This window comes from Ruegeria sp. CE9, from assembly GCF_056537425.1.
The window spans coordinates 92,987-108,345 of the sequence record NZ_JBQFRO010000010.1 but is presented as its reverse complement, the minus strand read 5'-3'; the positions used below and the strand labels follow the sequence as shown (position 1 = coordinate 108,345).

15 protein-coding genes are annotated in these 15,359 nt (G+C 57.0%); 10 read left to right on the top strand and 5 right to left on the bottom strand.

Annotated features, from left to right (window positions below):
- Window positions 1-52 precede the first annotated feature (52 nt).
- The 5 genes from ACR0B3_RS17765 (at window position 53) to ACR0B3_RS17745 (ending at window position 3,678) form a co-directional block, all read left to right on the top strand.
- Complete coding sequence (locus tag ACR0B3_RS17765; RefSeq protein WP_170398869.1) at window positions 53-739, top strand: response regulator transcription factor; 687 nt, start codon at window positions 53-55, stop codon at window positions 737-739.
- Window positions 740-1,033: 294 nt separating this feature from the next.
- Entirely contained in the window at window positions 1,034-1,822 is a 789-nt protein-coding gene (locus ACR0B3_RS17760) for an exodeoxyribonuclease III (protein WP_480810214.1), read from the top strand.
- Window positions 1,823-1,909: 87 nt separating this feature from the next.
- Window positions 1,910-2,827 (top strand): tetratricopeptide repeat protein, encoded by a 918-nt coding sequence (locus ACR0B3_RS17755; protein WP_480810213.1) that lies wholly within the window; start codon window positions 1,910-1,912, stop codon window positions 2,825-2,827.
- A gap of 27 nt (window positions 2,828-2,854) precedes the next feature.
- Window positions 2,855-3,496: an LON peptidase substrate-binding domain-containing protein gene (locus ACR0B3_RS17750; protein ID WP_170686974.1), complete on the top strand. Its 642-nt coding sequence runs from the start codon at window positions 2,855-2,857 to the stop codon at window positions 3,494-3,496.
- The gene (locus tag ACR0B3_RS17745; protein WP_480810212.1) at window positions 3,493-3,678 is read left to right on the top strand and encodes a Trm112 family protein; all 186 of its coding nucleotides are present in this window, start codon (window positions 3,493-3,495) and stop codon (window positions 3,676-3,678) included. The genes ACR0B3_RS17750 and ACR0B3_RS17745 overlap by 4 nt, the downstream gene beginning before the upstream one ends.
- Here the strand turns inward: ACR0B3_RS17745 and ACR0B3_RS17740 are convergent.
- Window positions 3,675-4,937 (bottom strand): FAD-dependent monooxygenase, encoded by a 1,263-nt coding sequence (locus ACR0B3_RS17740; RefSeq protein ID WP_480810211.1) that lies wholly within the window; start codon window positions 4,935-4,937, stop codon window positions 3,675-3,677. The two genes, ACR0B3_RS17745 and ACR0B3_RS17740, sit on opposite strands and share 4 nt — an antisense overlap.
- Before the next feature lie 52 nt (window positions 4,938-4,989).
- On the opposite strand from ACR0B3_RS17740, the gene ACR0B3_RS17735 reads away from it, so the two are divergent.
- The 4 genes from ACR0B3_RS17735 (at window position 4,990) to ACR0B3_RS17720 (ending at window position 11,141) form a co-directional block, all read left to right on the top strand.
- Window positions 4,990-6,318, top strand: coding sequence for an amidase (locus tag ACR0B3_RS17735; RefSeq protein ID WP_480810210.1), 1,329 nt, complete (start codon window positions 4,990-4,992; stop codon window positions 6,316-6,318).
- 108 nt (window positions 6,319-6,426) lie between these two features.
- Window positions 6,427-7,608: an aminotransferase class I/II-fold pyridoxal phosphate-dependent enzyme gene (locus ACR0B3_RS17730; RefSeq protein ID WP_480810209.1), complete on the top strand. Its 1,182-nt coding sequence runs from the start codon at window positions 6,427-6,429 to the stop codon at window positions 7,606-7,608.
- Between the two features lie 14 nt (window positions 7,609-7,622).
- Window positions 7,623-10,505, top strand: a complete 2,883-nt coding sequence (locus ACR0B3_RS17725; protein ID WP_480810208.1) for a DNA translocase FtsK — start codon at window positions 7,623-7,625, stop codon at window positions 10,503-10,505.
- 39 nt (window positions 10,506-10,544) lie between these two features.
- Window positions 10,545-11,141 (top strand): outer membrane lipoprotein carrier protein LolA, encoded by a 597-nt coding sequence (locus ACR0B3_RS17720; RefSeq protein ID WP_170686980.1) that lies wholly within the window; start codon window positions 10,545-10,547, stop codon window positions 11,139-11,141.
- Between the two features lie 12 nt (window positions 11,142-11,153).
- Here the strand turns inward: ACR0B3_RS17720 and ACR0B3_RS17715 are convergent, their stop codons facing one another.
- Both ACR0B3_RS17715 and ACR0B3_RS17710 read right to left on the bottom strand, forming a co-directional pair.
- The gene (locus ACR0B3_RS17715; protein ID WP_170761273.1) at window positions 11,154-11,735 is read right to left on the bottom strand and encodes a transglycosylase SLT domain-containing protein; all 582 of its coding nucleotides are present in this window, start codon (window positions 11,733-11,735) and stop codon (window positions 11,154-11,156) included.
- 60 nt (window positions 11,736-11,795) lie between these two features.
- Complete coding sequence (locus ACR0B3_RS17710) at window positions 11,796-12,677, bottom strand: AEC family transporter (RefSeq protein ID WP_480810207.1); 882 nt, start codon at window positions 12,675-12,677, stop codon at window positions 11,796-11,798.
- An 80-nt stretch (window positions 12,678-12,757) separates the two neighbouring features.
- Between ACR0B3_RS17710 and hspQ the strand changes: the two genes are divergently transcribed.
- Entirely contained in the window at window positions 12,758-13,084 is a 327-nt protein-coding gene (gene hspQ / locus ACR0B3_RS17705; protein WP_170398818.1) for a heat shock protein HspQ, read from the top strand.
- 25 nt (window positions 13,085-13,109) lie between these two features.
- On the opposite strand, the gene ggt is transcribed toward hspQ, so the two are convergent.
- Both ggt and ACR0B3_RS17695 read right to left on the bottom strand, forming a co-directional pair.
- On the bottom strand, window positions 13,110-14,687 hold the full coding sequence (ggt, locus tag ACR0B3_RS17700; RefSeq protein WP_480810206.1) for a gamma-glutamyltransferase: 1,578 nt from the start codon (window positions 14,685-14,687) through the stop codon (window positions 13,110-13,112).
- Between the two features lie 212 nt (window positions 14,688-14,899).
- Window positions 14,900-15,316 carry an ATP-binding protein gene (locus ACR0B3_RS17695; RefSeq protein WP_480810205.1) on the bottom strand — a complete coding sequence of 139 codons (417 nt, stop codon included), beginning with the start codon at window positions 15,314-15,316 and terminating at the stop codon, window positions 14,900-14,902.
- Window positions 15,317-15,359 lie beyond the last annotated feature (43 nt).

The window sequence follows — 15,359 nt, the reverse complement described above, 5'->3', positions numbered from 1 at the left end:
CTGATTGCATTCTTCATACGCAAGTGATGGAAAAGGCTTAGGAGGACCGCACATGGCTCAGCTCAAGAAAATCCTGCTGGTGGATGACGACGAAGACCTGCGCGAGGCGCTCAGCGAGCAACTTGTGATGACCGAAGATTTTGACGTGTTCGAAGCGTCTGACGGGGCGTCCGCGATGGAGCGGGCGCGTGAGGCGATTTACGATCTGGTCATTCTCGACGTGGGCCTCCCGGATACCGATGGGCGAGAGCTGTGCCGCCTGATGCGCAAGCAGGGTGTGAAAAGCCCGGTTTTGATGCTGACCGGTCACGACAGCGATGCTGATACGATCCTTGGCCTGGATGCTGGCGCAAATGACTATGTGAGCAAGCCGTTCAAATTCCCTGTCCTGCTGGCTCGCATCCGCGCGCAGTTGCGTCAGCATGAACAATCCGAGGATGCAGTCTTTGTCCTGGGGCCATACACATTCAAGCCTGCAATGAAGATGCTGATGACCGAAGATGATCGCAAGATACGCCTGACGGAGAAAGAGACCAATATTCTCAAGTTCCTCTATCGGTCTACCGATGGTGTCGTCGCACGTGATGTCTTGTTGCACGAGGTCTGGGGTTACAATGCAGGTGTCACAACGCACACGCTTGAAACTCACATCTACCGCCTGCGTCAGAAGATCGAGCCGGATCCATCAAATGCTCGCCTTTTGGTCACAGAATCGGGCGGATATCGCCTTGTTGCTTGACTAATGGTGGATTGACTTGGATCAAAGTGATACCCTGTAGGTATCATAAGATTTCTCCCAACCCGCGCATGTCCGGGTTATGACATGCACCTCCCTGTTGGACTGCCGGGCCTGATGGCCCGGCTTTTTTTGTGTTATCCATAAGAAGACAACGATTTCATGCAATGAAATCGGGACGGAAACTTTCAAAGTTTCCGTTATCGAGAGGCTTGAGATATAGAGTTTCCTTTTTCGATGGTACCTCGGGTGGTGCCACGCTAACCTGCGCCAATCGCGACAAAGGAATCTCCTACAATGCCTTTCACCCTTGCCACCTGGAACATCAACTCGGTTCGTCTGCGGGAGCCTATCGTGCTGAAATTGTTGCAGGAAGAGGCCCCGGATGTCCTGTGCTTGCAAGAGTGTAAATCTCCAGTGGACAAGATCCCGACCGAAGGCTTCGCCGAGCTTGGGTATACGCACATGATTGCGCGTGGGCAGAAGGGCTATAACGGTGTTGCGATCCTGTCTCGGCTTCCGATGGAAGAAGTCGGCGACAAGGATTTTGCAGGTCTGGGTCACGCCCGTCACATCGCAGGGCGATTGGAAAACGGCGTAACGATCCACAACTTTTATGTTCCTGCCGGCGGAGATGTGCCTGATCGCGAAGTAAACGAAAAGTTCGGGCAGAAGCTGGATTACCTTGCCGACATGCGTGATTGGTTCCATGCGGAAAAGCCCGAAAAGTCGATTTTGGTGGGTGATCTGAATATCGCCCCACGCGAAGATGACGTGTGGTCGCACAAGCAATTACTCAAAGTTGTCTCGCACACGCCGATTGAAGTCGAAGCACTGGCCGAGACCCAGGAGGCGGGCGGTTGGGTTGATATTACTCGTCAGGACATCCCCGAAGGGCAGCTTTATAGTTGGTGGTCCTACCGCGCGCGCGATTGGGATGCGGCGGATAAGGGGCGCAGGCTGGATCATGTCTGGGCCACGCCCGATATCTCGAACGCGGGTCATTCAAGTCGCGTATTGCGTGATGCACGCGGATGGGAGAAACCCAGCGACCATGCGCCTGTTTTTGCGGCGTTCGACGTCTGATTGATGCAAAAATGCCCGACTCAGCCCTTGGTTTCTGAACCGTGGGGCTGCATATAGGGCGCAAAGACGAACCAGAGAGTATTAGCCATGGACATTCTGAATGGCGCAGCCGGCGCTGACACCACCGATCTGATCAAGGACGGGACCGAGGCCAGTTTCATGGCCGATGTGGTCGAAGCCTCGCAAGAGATGCCGATTATCGTCGATTTCTGGGCGCCGTGGTGTGGCCCTTGTAAGACGCTGGGGCCGGCATTGGAAGAAGCCGTGACCGCCGCCAAAGGCGCGGTCAAGATGGTCAAGATCAACGTGGACGAGGCGCAGATGATCGCGGGTCAACTGCGTATCCAGTCGATTCCAACCGTTTACGCATTTCATAAGGGGCAGCCGATTGACGGGTTCCAGGGCGCATTGCCGGGCTCGGAGATCAAGGCTTTCATCGACCGAGTGATCGAAGCTGCTGGGGGTGAAAGCCCCGGTGGCCAGCTGGAAGATGCGGTTCAGGCAGCTGAAGAGATGCTGACCGAAGGTGCCGCTGTGGACGCGGCGCAAACGTTTGCTGCTATTCTGGGCGAAGACGCCAACCACGCTGGTGCCTATGGTGGTCTGGTGCGCGCGCATATCGCGCTAGGTGATCTGGATCAGGCCGAGGCGATCCTCAACGGTGCCCCCGCCGAGATTTCTACTTCGCCCGAAGTCGAAGCGGCACATGCGCAGTTGGAACTGGCCAAACAGGCTGCGGATGCAGGCCCGGTGGGTGAACTGACGGCAACGGTTGAGGCGGAACCCGACAACCATCAGGCCCGGTTCGATCTGGCGCAGGCCCTGCATGCCAATGGCGATGTCGAGGAAGCTGTTGATCAACTGCTGGAACTGTTCCGTCGCGATCGCGAGTGGAATGAGGGGGCAGCCAAGGCACAACTGTTCACGATCTTTGACGCGCTCAAGCCCAACGATCCGATTGTTTTGAACGGCCGACGCAAACTCAGCTCGATGATATTTGCCTAAAGTCTGATCAGGGCTACACTCGATTGTATGATGCACCCCGCTGATTTGCCGGAAACCGTTTCCGTGTTTCCATTGCCCGGAGCACTTCTGCTGCCCCGGTCTCGGTTGCCTCTGCATATTTTCGAGCCACGCTATCTGCAGATGCTGGATGATGCGCTGAAAACGCCGGAACGTCTGATCGGGATGGTCCAGCCGAACACCTGTCAGGGGGACGAAACCAAACTGCACCAAATCGGCTGCGCTGGGCGGGTCACTCAGTTTTCAGAAACCGAGGATGGCAGGTATTTGATTACTTTGACGGGCATTTCGCGGTTTCGGGTGAAATCTGAGCTCGACAGCTTTACCCCTTATCGCCGGGTTTCCGCGTCATGGGACGGGTTCGACCGTGATTTGGGCAAGGCCGAAGTGGATGATGGCTTTGACCGGAACAAGTTCCTGAAGCTGTTGGAGCGGTTCTTTTCATCGCGCCAATTGTCGACCGATTGGGATACGATGAAAGATGCCGATGATGAGCTTCTGGTGAATTCCCTGTCGATGATGCTGGAGTTTGATCCGGAGGAAAAGCAAGCTTTGCTTGAGGCGCCGTGTCTGCGCACCCGGCGCGAGACCTTGGTGACATTGATCGAATTCGCAATGCGTGGCGGATCGAATGAGGAACACTTGCAATGAGCACACCTGAACACGCTTTTGACCGTCACATGCTTGAAGCGTTGATTTGCCCGCAATCCCATACAACCCTGCACTACGACGCCGAGCGGCAAGAGCTCGTTTCCAAAGCTGCCGGTCTCGCCTTTCCTATCCGCAACGGCATCCCGGTCATGCTGGTGGATGAGGCGCGCGAACTGGACTAGATCACGCGCCCTTGCAGCAGTTTGGGCAGGTCACCGGTCAGGCCTGCGGCCTCGCGTACAAAGCCCCGGCGTAGTCCGGGCAGCGACCCGACGATGCCCATTCCGATATCCCGACCGATACGTAGCAAGGGATTGTCGTTCGAAAACAGCTTGTTGAACACATCTGTCGCCATTGCAAGCGAGGCGGTGTCGAACCGACGCCATTCTTGATAGCGCTCAAGCACCAGCGTAGATCCGATATCCTCGCCACGCCGACCTGCGAGGGTCAGCACCTCGGCCAAAGCGCCCACATCCCGCAGACCTGCATTCAGGCCCTGTCCGGCGATTGGGTGCATGCCGTGGGCGGCGTCTCCGACCAAGGCCAAACGATCAGCGATGAAGGAATTGGCGATCGTCAGGTTCAGCGGATAGGTGAACCGGTCCCCCTGCAGGCGGATATCGCCTAGGAAATCACCAAAGCGCGGGCGCAGAACCTGCAGGTAGTCCGCCTCGGGCAAGGTATTGATTTGTTTGGCCGTCTCTGTGCGCTCGCTCCACACGATTGAGCTGCGATTGCCGGTCAGTGGTAGAATTGCCAACGGTCCGGGGGGCATGAAGAATTGATGCGCGATACCATTATGGGGCAAGTCATGCTCGATGGCGCAGACCAAAGCTGTCTGGCCATAGTCCCAGCCGGTCCGCTTGATCCCGGCGCGCTCTGCGGTGCTGCTGCGGCGTCCGTCGCAGCCGACCAGCAGGCTGCCGGACAAGCTCGATCCGTCATCCAGCGTAAGCTCTGCCCCTTGTGTCGCGATGTTCTGTGACACAACGGTTTTGCCGCTGACTTCGGTGATCATATCCTGTTCGGCCATGGCGTCCAGAAAGGCCCGCCGCAGGTGGCGGTCTTCGACCATATACCCCATCGGGCCTTCTTCGATCTCGGCATGGTCGAAATGCATAATAAATGGCGACGGGCCTGCACCTGCATGGCCATCGGAAACCTTGATCTCCAGCATCGGCTGGGCGTGTTTTTCCACACGCTCCCAAACGCCAATCGCGTGCAGCAGGCGTTGTGAGGCCAGCGCAAGTGCATAGGAACGACCGTCAAAGGCCGCATTCTGGCGCACTTTTTCGGCCAGGGCATCGATTACCGTAATCGAGTGCCCCGTTTGGGCCAGAGCCAGCGCAAGTGCGGGACCGTTCAGGCCGCCGCCGACGATCAGGATGTCGGATCTGTGTTCCATATGCTGCAATATGCGTGCCCTTTCGGGATTGTCCATGTGCGGTCCTGTCGCTACCTTCCGTGCACGGAATTACTTGGGAGGGGACCGGATGCAAGACTGGCTGACCATGACGGCCTGTGATTTGGGCCGTGGCATCGGAATGGGGCAGATTGATCCGGTTGAGCTGACGGAAACCTATCTAAGCGCGATTGATTCTCATCCGTATCGGGACCGGATCTATGCCCGTGTCACCCATGACCGCGCCCGTGCCGAGGCCCTGGCCGCACATGAGCGCGCCAAGCTTGGCCTGCGTCGGTCTTTGCTGGATGGTGTTCCGATCAGCTGGAAAGATTTGTTTGATACTGCGGGCGTTGGAACCGAGGCCGGTTCAGCCCTGTTGAAAGGCCGCGTCCCCGAAGCCGATGCGCAGGTGCTGCGGAACGCAAGCGCCATGGGCACGGTCTGTCTTGGCAAAACGCATATGAGCGAACTGGCGTTTTCGGGTCTTGGCCTGAACCCAGTGACGGCGACACCTCCATGTGTGAATGACGAAAACGCCGTGCCCGGAGGGTCGTCTTCAGGGGCAGGCGCATCGGTCGCGTGGGGGCTTGCTGCCGGCGGCATTGGCTCGGACACGGGTGGCTCTGTGCGAATTCCTTCGGCCTGGAATGATCTGGTTGGACTGAAAACCACGGCTGGTCGCCTAAGTCTTGAGGGTGCCGTGCCACTGTGCCTGAAATTCGACACGGTCGGGCCTTTGGCACGGTCGGTCGAGGACGCGGCACATATGCTGGCCGCACTTGAAGGCACATCTCCGGCTGATCTGCGTGGAGCCTCTTTGAAGGGCCGCCGCTTTGCTGATTTACAGAATGTGGCCAAAGATGACCTGCGCGAGGCACCATCCAAGGCCTATGATGACGCGCTGGTACGTCTGGAAGAGGTCGGGGCCGAGATTGTCCCGCTTGAAGTGCCCGAGTTGAATGACGCGATGAGCCTGTCGGGTGTTCTGTATACGACCGAAGCCTATGGCCTGTGGCGCGATGTGATCGAAGCGAACCCCGAGGCGATGTATCCTGAAATCCTTGAAAGGTTTCGAATGGGCAAGGCTTATTCCGGCCCGGATTACGTGGCGGCATGGTCGAAACTGACCGCCTGCCGTCAGGCCTGGGACGCAGCGACCGCTGGTTTTGACGCGGTGCTTGCCCCGACAGCGCCCATACTTCCGCCCAATCTGGACCGGCTGATGAGTGATCATGATTACTATGTCACCGAGAATCTATTGGCCCTGCGCAACACCCGGATCGGGAATCTGATGGGTCTTGCAGCGCTGACTTTACCCACAGGAACACCCGGTTGCGGGTTGATGATGCTGGGCTATCCGGGGTCGGAAGAGGCCTTGCTGAGGCTCGGCTCAGCCGCCGAAAGCGCTTTGACCTGAATGCCACAATCCCCTGATTCGGAACCTCTTTGTCTGGACGAGACCCGGGTCGATCTGTAATCTGCCAAAAAACGGGGCGCAAAATGACCCCGAAATTGAGGCAGTATTATGAATTTCCCCGAGCGGTTTTCGAACCTACCGGAATATGCATTCCCGCGTCTGCGCGCCCTGTTGGATCATCATCAACCGGGTGGCGATATCGTTCACATGACCATTGGCGAGCCCAAGCACGATTTCCCGCCTTGGGTGACCGATGTCATCATGGAAAACGCCGCCGGATTTCAGGGCTATCCCCCGAACGAAGGCTCGCCCGCCTTGCGAAATGCTATCGCGGGCTGGGTTAATCGACGCTACGGCGTATCGATGGATGCCGATGCCAATGTGATGGCCCTGAACGGGACACGCGAGGGGCTTTACAATGCCGCGATGGCGCTGTGCCCCGAGCAAAAGAACGGCCAGCAGCCGATCATTCTGTGCCCGAACCCGTTCTATCAGGTCTATATGGTCGCCTCGATCTCGGTCGGCGCGCAGCCCTATTTTGTGCCAGCAACAGCTGCAACGGGCCATCTGCCGGACTATGCCGGATTGCCCGAAGAGGTGCTCAACCGCACCGCTGTGGCCTACATCTGTTCGCCCGCAAACCCCCAAGGTGCTGTCGCCTCGCGCGATTACTGGGCCGAACTGATCCAATTGGCTGAGAAATATGATTTCCGCATTTTCGCGGATGAGTGCTATTCGGAAATCTACCGCAACGAGGCTCCGGTTGGTGCTTTGACGGTCGCGCAGGAATTGGGTGCGGACCCCGAGCGGGTCACACTGTTTAACTCTCTGTCCAAACGCTCAAATCTGGCTGGTTTGAGGTCGGGACTGATCGCGGGTGGGCCTGAGACAATCAGCCGTGTCAAACTGTTGCGCAGCTATGCCGGTGCCCCCTTGCCTGCCCCGCTACAGGCCGCCGCCGCCAAGGTTTGGGCGGACGAAGCGCATGTGCAGGAAAACCGCGCGCTGTATCAGAAAAAATACACCATCGCGGATGAGGTCTTTGCAGGTGTGCAGGGCTACATGCCGCCCGAGGCCGGGTTCTTCCTGTGGCTGCCCGTCGAAAACGGTGAAGAAACCGCATTGAAGCTTTGGCAGGAAACCGGCGTTCGGGTTCTGCCGGGTGCATATCTTTCTCAAGGTGATCCGGGGCAAAACCCGGGCGAGCAATTTATCCGGGTCGCCATGGTGGCCCCAAAAACAGAGATGAAGCGCGGGCTGATTACGCTGCGCGACTGCATCTATTCGTGAGGTACGAGGGTAAAATGGCATCATATAACGCGCGCAACCGCGATCCACTGTTGGATAGCACCACACAGGCCGCCCTCGAGCGGCGCAGCAAAGAGCTGATCGGGATTGCCCTGATCCTGCTGGGACTCGCAGCTGCCGCGATGATCTGGTCCTATACGCCTGAGGATCCGAATTGGATGGTGTCAACCGACGCGCCCGTGCAGAACTGGATGGGGCGCGTGGGTGCCTCGATCGCGGCACCGTTGTTCATGATTGTAGGCTGGGGAAGTCTCGGGGTCGCTCTTGTGCTGGTCACCTGGGGTGTGCGGTTTGCAGGGCATCTGAGCGAAGATCGTGCCATCGCCCGCCTGATTTTTGCACCGATCTGGATCGCCGTTCTTGCCGTATATGCGGCCACGCTGGTACCGGGTGCCGAATGGCGGGCGACCCATAGCTACGGGCTAGGCGGCCTGTTTGGCGATACTGTTATGGGCGCGTTTCTGACATTGTTGCCGATCTCATCTCATTTCCTGGTTAAGCTGATGTCGCTTATGATGGCGGTTGGAATGCTGGCATTGGGTGTGTTTGTGCTGGGCTTCAGCAAAGCGGATGTGCGGAAGGGCTTCCGTGCGTTTTTGTTGGGTCTGGTCATGGCCTATGACCTGTTGATGAACGCGCTGGGACGCGGCGCCAGTGCAACAGCCCAAGCGGCGCGGGATCGCAAGGCGCAATGGGCCGAGCGCAAGGCGGAACGCGCAGTTCCCGTACAAGCCGATTTTGACGATGATCTCGCCTACGCCGATCCGATCTTTGAAGAACCTGAACCCGAACCAGCGGCCAAGACCGGCCTTCTGGCCCGGATGCCATCATTGATCCGTCGCCCTGATCCAATGCCCGAGCCTGAGTTGGTCGAAAACGTCGCGGTCGAGGGCTATTATGACATGCCGGGCGAAGATCGCATCCGCTCTAAGATTTCTGCTGCCGTGCGTAATCGCAAGGTGGCCGCAGGTGAAATGACGCCCGAACCTGATCCCAACCTGCCGCTAACCAAAGGACGGGGCAGGGGGCCGGACCCGCTTATCCTGAATTCTGGTACGGCTGATGCGTTGCCGCCCGAACCTCCGATGACATCTGCTGGCTTGCCGCCTGAGCCACCCCTGACGGCTGGTTCCGAGGCCGAGTTTGAGATGCAGCACGACTACATCGCTGAACCGGATTATGATGATGCAGCCGTGTTCGAGGATGCCTACGAACCCGCACCCCAACCGCAGCAAGCTGTAAAGATTCCGGTTGCCGAGCCGCGCAAACCGGTAGTTGCCCAACCTGTTCGCCGCTCGCTCCCGCCGTCGCGTCGGGCGCAGGCCGAAGCACAGCCGACGCTTTCCTTCGAAGAACGGCATTCCGATTTTGAACTGCCGCCGCTGGGCTTGCTGTCCAACCCGGCCAGCATTCAACGCCACCATCTGAGCGATGAGGCGCTGGAAGAAAACGCCCGGATGCTGGAAAACGTTTTGGATGATTACGGCGTGAAAGGCGAAATCGTCAGCGTTCGCCCCGGTCCGGTCGTCACTATGTACGAGCTAGAGCCTGCACCGGGCCTGAAAGCCAGTCGCGTAATTGGTTTGGCCGACGATATCGCCCGGTCGATGTCAGCGCTGTCCGCACGCGTTTCAACTCTGCCGGGCCGCTCTGTGATCGGTATCGAACTGCCCAACGAAAACCGCGAGATGGTGGTGCTGCGCGAAATCCTTGCGAGCCGGGACTTTGGCGATGGCAACCATGCGCTGCCACTGGCGCTGGGCAAGGATATCGGCGGTGAATCCGTTGTGGCGAACCTGGCCAAGATGCCTCACCTGCTGATCGCGGGGACCACGGGGTCCGGTAAATCGGTGGCGATCAACACAATGATCCTGTCGCTGCTTTACAAACTGACGCCGGATGAATGTCGCCTGATCATGATCGATCCCAAGATGCTGGAATTGTCCGTCTATGACGGTATCCCGCATCTGCTGTCCCCTGTTGTGACCGACCCGAAAAAGGCGGTCGTGGCCCTGAAATGGGTCGTGGGCGAGATGGAGGATCGCTATCGCAAGATGTCCAAAATGGGCGTGCGCAACATCTCAGGCTACAACGGTCGTGTGAAAGATGCATTGGCCAAAGGCGAGCTGTTCAGCCGTACGGTTCAAACCGGGTTCGATGATGAAACCGGTGAACCGATGTTTGAGACCGAGGAATTCGCGCCTGAAGCGATGCCCTATATTGTCGTTATCGTCGACGAGATGGCCGACCTGATGATGGTCGCGGGCAAAGAGATCGAAGCCTGTATTCAACGCTTGGCACAGATGGCGCGGGCTTCGGGTATTCACTTGATCATGGCCACTCAGCGCCCATCGGTTGACGTGATCACAGGTACGATCAAGGCGAACTTCCCGACCCGGATTTCGTTTCAGGTGACCTCCAAAGTCGACAGCCGCACCATTCTGGGTGAAATGGGCGCCGAGCAACTGCTGGGGCAGGGCGATATGCTCTATATGGCAGGCGGAGCCAAGATTACCCGCTGCCACGGTCCGTTCGTTTCGGACGAAGAGGTCGAAGAGATCGTCAACCACCTGAAACAGTTCGGCCCACCGGATTATATGAGCGGTGTGGTTGATGGACCGGCTGAGGAAAAGGCTGACAATATCGACGCCGTTTTGGGGCTGAACACTGGTGGCAACACCAATGGCGAAGATGCGCTATATGATCAGGCGGTGGCGATTGTGATCAAGGATCGCAAATGCTCGACCTCTTATATCCAGCGGAAACTTGCCATTGGTTACAACAAAGCCGCGCGACTGGTTGAGCAGATGGAAGATGAAGGCGTTGTTTCTTCGGCAAATCACGTCGGTAAGCGGGAAATCCTCGTCCCCGAGCAGTAAGATATTTAATAACAAGGGCGGAACACTTATCTGGGACGTATGAAACAGATTGCTTTTGCCCTTGCTCTGACACTGGCCGCACCTGCCGCCTGGGCGGCTGAGAAGCTGCCATTGTCACAGATTTCCAACTATCTGAACCAGATGAAAACGGTTCAGACCACGTTCACGCAGGTGAATGATGACGGATCGCTCAGCACCGGTAAGCTGTGGCTCCAGCGGCCCGGGAAAATGCGGTTCGAATATGATCCGCCCAACAGCGCGGTTGTCTTGGCGCGGTCGGGGACGGTGCAGATCTTTGACCCGAAATCCAACCAGCCGCCCGAGCAGTACCCGCTGAAGCGCACTCCGTTGTCATTGGTACTGGCGCGCAATGTCAATTTGGGACAGGCCAATATGGTCGTTGGTCACGATTTTGACGGCACCGCGACGGTTGTCACCGCACAGGATCCCAAAAACCCGGAAAGCGGGCGGATCGAACTGATGTTTACATCAGATCCGGTTGAGCTGCGCAAATGGGTGATCCACGATAACGCTGGCAGTCAGACGACCGTATTATTAGGGCCGCTGACTGAAGGCGGAAACCTCGACTCCAGCGTATTTTCCAGCAAAACGCGTATCAGGTCAGACGATCGCTGACCTGATAGGATCTTAGTAACGACAGTTCGCCAGCTGTGCTTGGTATAGTTGCGCGCGGGCGTCCACATCGCTCGCCACGTTCAGCAACCAGGACTTGCTGTTATAGCTGCCGCGTGCGTAACCGGTATGGCCTTCGTGATAGGCCAGATACTGGTTGCGCGTGTCGCTGGGGTGGATGCCGTTCCGTTCGTAGCTTTTGTTCATGTACCAGCCGATAAAGTCCGATGCATCGCGGATGCGATCACGCTTGGCGCGGCGTTTACCGGTTTCGCGCTGGTACTGTTCCCATGTGCCATCAAGCGCCTGGCCATAGCCATAGGCGCTGCTTTGACGACCCATCGGAATGACACCAAGTACGTATTTATGCGGCGTCCGCGCGTCGTGCCGATAGCGGCTTTCCTGATAAATCGTAGCCATTTGAACATGGACCGGTACGCCCCATTTACGCTCGGTGCTTTTGAAGGCCTTGATATAGTCGGGCTTTTCGCGCGCAATACTGCACGCGTCATTCAGTCTGCTTGGGGGTTGTTTGGACCCACCACCACAGGATGCCAAAAGCAGCACCCCGAAGAGTACGATAAGAAATCTGCTCATGTGCCTCGTGCCTTTTTTCTTTATTCTAGCGCAGATTGAGCTTTTAGGAAATCACAATCGTTACAGAATAATAGCGAGAATTATCGGTAGTGCTGCAACAGACAACACGGTCGAGACCATGACCATGCCTGCAACCGCGTCGGAGTCCGCCTCAAACCGCTCGGCCAGCAAGTAAGAAGTGACGGCAACGGGTGTGCACATCTGCAAAACCAGAACTCCGAATGCGATGGGCCCAAGTTCAAACCCAACGGCTATGGTCCAACCCAATCCAAAGCACACTACGAGTTTCAGAAGGGACAGCCATACCGCCTGTTGCAGCTTTTGTGTTGTCAGACGCGCGATTGCGACCCCGAGCGTGATTAGCATCATGGGCACGGCCATCTGGCCCAGCAAATCCAAAGTGTTGGTCAGAAACAGGGGCGTCTCCCATCCGCGCCACAGGAACAACGCGCCAAGTAACGTTGCCCAGACCATCGGTTCGCGCAGGACCTTGCCAAAGGCGCCCCGACCTGCAACCAGATAAATCCCGTAGGTGAAAGAAAATAGTGCAGTGACGGCAAGGAAGATCACTGCAAACCCCAACCCGGCCTGACCGAAGGCAAAGATACACAAGGGCAGGCCAAGATTTCCTGTATTCCCGAAGATAAGCGGCGAAAGGTAGGTGCGCTGTTCCAAGCCTGAGACACGCACAAAGACCCAGAATGCAACCGCAAGCGCCAGATGCGATGCAATCGCGGCGAGAGTGAAAACGGTCAATTCGCCGCCTGGAATCTCGGTTTGCATCAAGGCGACAAAGATCAGGCTGGGAACCGCCAGATTGACTGCAAAGCGGGTCACAAATTGCATCCGGTACTCAAACCCGAGCTTAACCCAGGTAAAACCGACCCCTGCCAATAGGAATACCGGAGCCACGATTTCGAACACTGTAAGTAGTAGGTTCACAGACTGTTTCCCCGATTTTCAGCTCAATGATTGGCATTTCTGTCCAAAAAGATGTAGTAAATGCTTTGGGGGCTGAAACAATGCTAAAGACACAAGCCAAGTACCGTCTGGGACAGGTGGTTCGACACCGAAGACACCCTTTTCGAGGGGTTATTTTTGATGTCGATCCGGAATTTTCGAACTCTGAGGAATGGTATCAAGCCATCCCCGAAGATAGCCGCCCACTGAAGGATCAGCCGTTCTATCATCTGCTTGCTGAGAACGATCAATCCTTCTATGTCGCTTATGTTTCAGAACAAAATCTGGTTGAGGACCAATCGGGTGAGCCCGTCGACCACCCTGATATCCCCAACATGTTCGGCCCCTTTCAGGATGGATCCTATCCTTTGCATTTTCAGCTGAACTGATCTTTTGCAGGTGCACTGGCCCGTGTCAGTAGCCTAATGCGCATCCATCCTTACGCGGATCGCTCGCGCCCTCTAAAACTCCGGTTGAACAGATTCGAATAGCCTGAGCGCCGCCCAGTGGTGTTTCCGGAATTTGGATAGTATGCCCCATGTCGGTCAATTGTTGCAAAACTGCATCTGGATAGCCACGTTCGATTTTGAGAACCCCAGCATCAGCAAATGCGCGGGGCGCATCTACGGCCTGCTGAAACTCAACGTCAAAGTCCACCAGATTTGACAGAAGCCGCGCGTGTCCGGTTGGTTGATACGCCCCCCCCATGACACCAAAGGGCATTGTCACTCGGCCTTGCTCGCGCAGCATTCCCGGTATGATTGTGTGCATCGGCCGCTTTCCACCTGCCAGCTCATTTGGATGGCCGGGTTCAAGGGTGAATCCAGCCCCACGGTTCTGCAGCAAGATTCCGAATTTTTCTGACGCGATTCCTGACCCAAACCCATGGTAGATCGAATAGATCAAAGAAACTGCCATGCGATCCCGGTCGACTACGGTGATGTAGACAGTGTCTTTGTGAACAGACTCGGTGAGCGGTGCCGCAGCTTCCATGGCACGTTTCGGATCGATGAGTGCCGCCAGATTGGCTGCAGTTTCGGGCGCAAGAAACTGAGCCATTCGGGCGCTGTGATCCGGGTCAGCGATAAAGCGGTTGCGGGCGTCGTAGGCTAGTTTGCTGGCTTCGGCTTCAATATGCACACGCTCCGCGCCCGAGGGCTCCATCGCGGCGAGATCGAAGTGTTTCAGGATGTTCAACAACAGGATTGCCGTCGCACCTTGGCCGTTTGGCGGGTGCTCAACCAGTTCTATGCCACCGTAGTCTCCGCTGACGGGTACCGTCTCGTCACTTGCTACAGTCTCGAAATCTTGTTTGGTCTGCACGCCCCCCAATTCGGTTAGGGACGCAATCATGTCTTCGGCAATCTCTCCCGAATAGAAAGCCTCATGCCCATGTTGGGCGACGCGTCGCAGAACCTCTGCTTGGCCCGGTGCACGAAAGATCTGACCAGTTTTCAGAGGTTTGCCATCCATCAGGTAGTGTTTACGGGCCGCGCCCTGCAGGGTCGCCGCACTGTTTTCCCAATCAAAGGCAACGCGTGGGGCAACCGGAACGCCAAGCTCGGCGTAATGGATGGCAGGCTGCAAGATGGCGTCCAGGCCCAGGCGTCCTTCAGATTCAGATAGTCGACAAAACGCCTCGACCGCGCCCGGTATTGTCACTGCATCTGGGGTGGTCAGGGGAACAGAACTAAGGCCGCGATCCCGTAATGTCTGCGCATCGGCTGCAGCGGCGGCTCGTCCTGAGCCGTTCAGCGCGTGAACGGTCTGCTCACCGGCGCGATTGAAGAGAACAAAGCAATCTCCGCCTAAGCCGGTCATCTGCGGTTCGCAAATTCCCAAAAGCACGGCGCCCGCAATGGCTGCATCCATCGCATTGCCTCCGCGTTGCAGAATATCCAACGCAACTTTGGCGGCCAGGGGATGAGATGTTGCGCACATCCCTTCGGTCGCCAAAACTGCCGAGCGGCCAGCCTTGTGAAAATCGCGCATGGAGTCTTCCTTCTACAAACACGCAGACACTAAGCCGCAGTCGGGAATTGTCCATTGCTTTCAGTGGGAGGAGGTCCTCGGCGCCGTTCACTGGGTGGGGGCTGTGACGCTAGGCGCCGAGGGAAGCTATCTGAGCTACCCCTTGTTTTTGGCTTTTGTTTGCGGCGCGACAATGGTTCGATCTGGGCGTTATTGTGGCCATTTAATGCGTATTATGGCATCTGATCAAAATCGAACCGCAGGCTAAGCAAGTTTCCACCATCTTTGCGCTCATACTGAATGTCGCTGGTAAGCTGATGAATAAGGTGCCAGCCGAAACCACCTTCGGGAAGATCGGACAAAGTTGTATCGACAGGCGGCGGGGTGCCACCTGGAATCCGCAGGTGGGGCATTGGGTCGCCAGTGTCACTGATCCGGATCACCAAGGTTTTTTCGCAAAGTGAGCAATCAATTTGAATGCCGGCGGGCGCTCTCCCGACATAAGCGTGTTCAACCACATTGTTGATGGCTTCGGCGAGCGCGATTTTTACATCATCCGCTTTGCCTTCCGGCAGGCCATGGGCCGCCAGTCTTGCGCTTAACGACGCGATACCAGCGCTGGCGTGCGCCTGCGTTGCGGGAAAGCTCACCTCCAGGCGGTCTTGTTTGCAATCGGAGCCCACAGCGATCTAC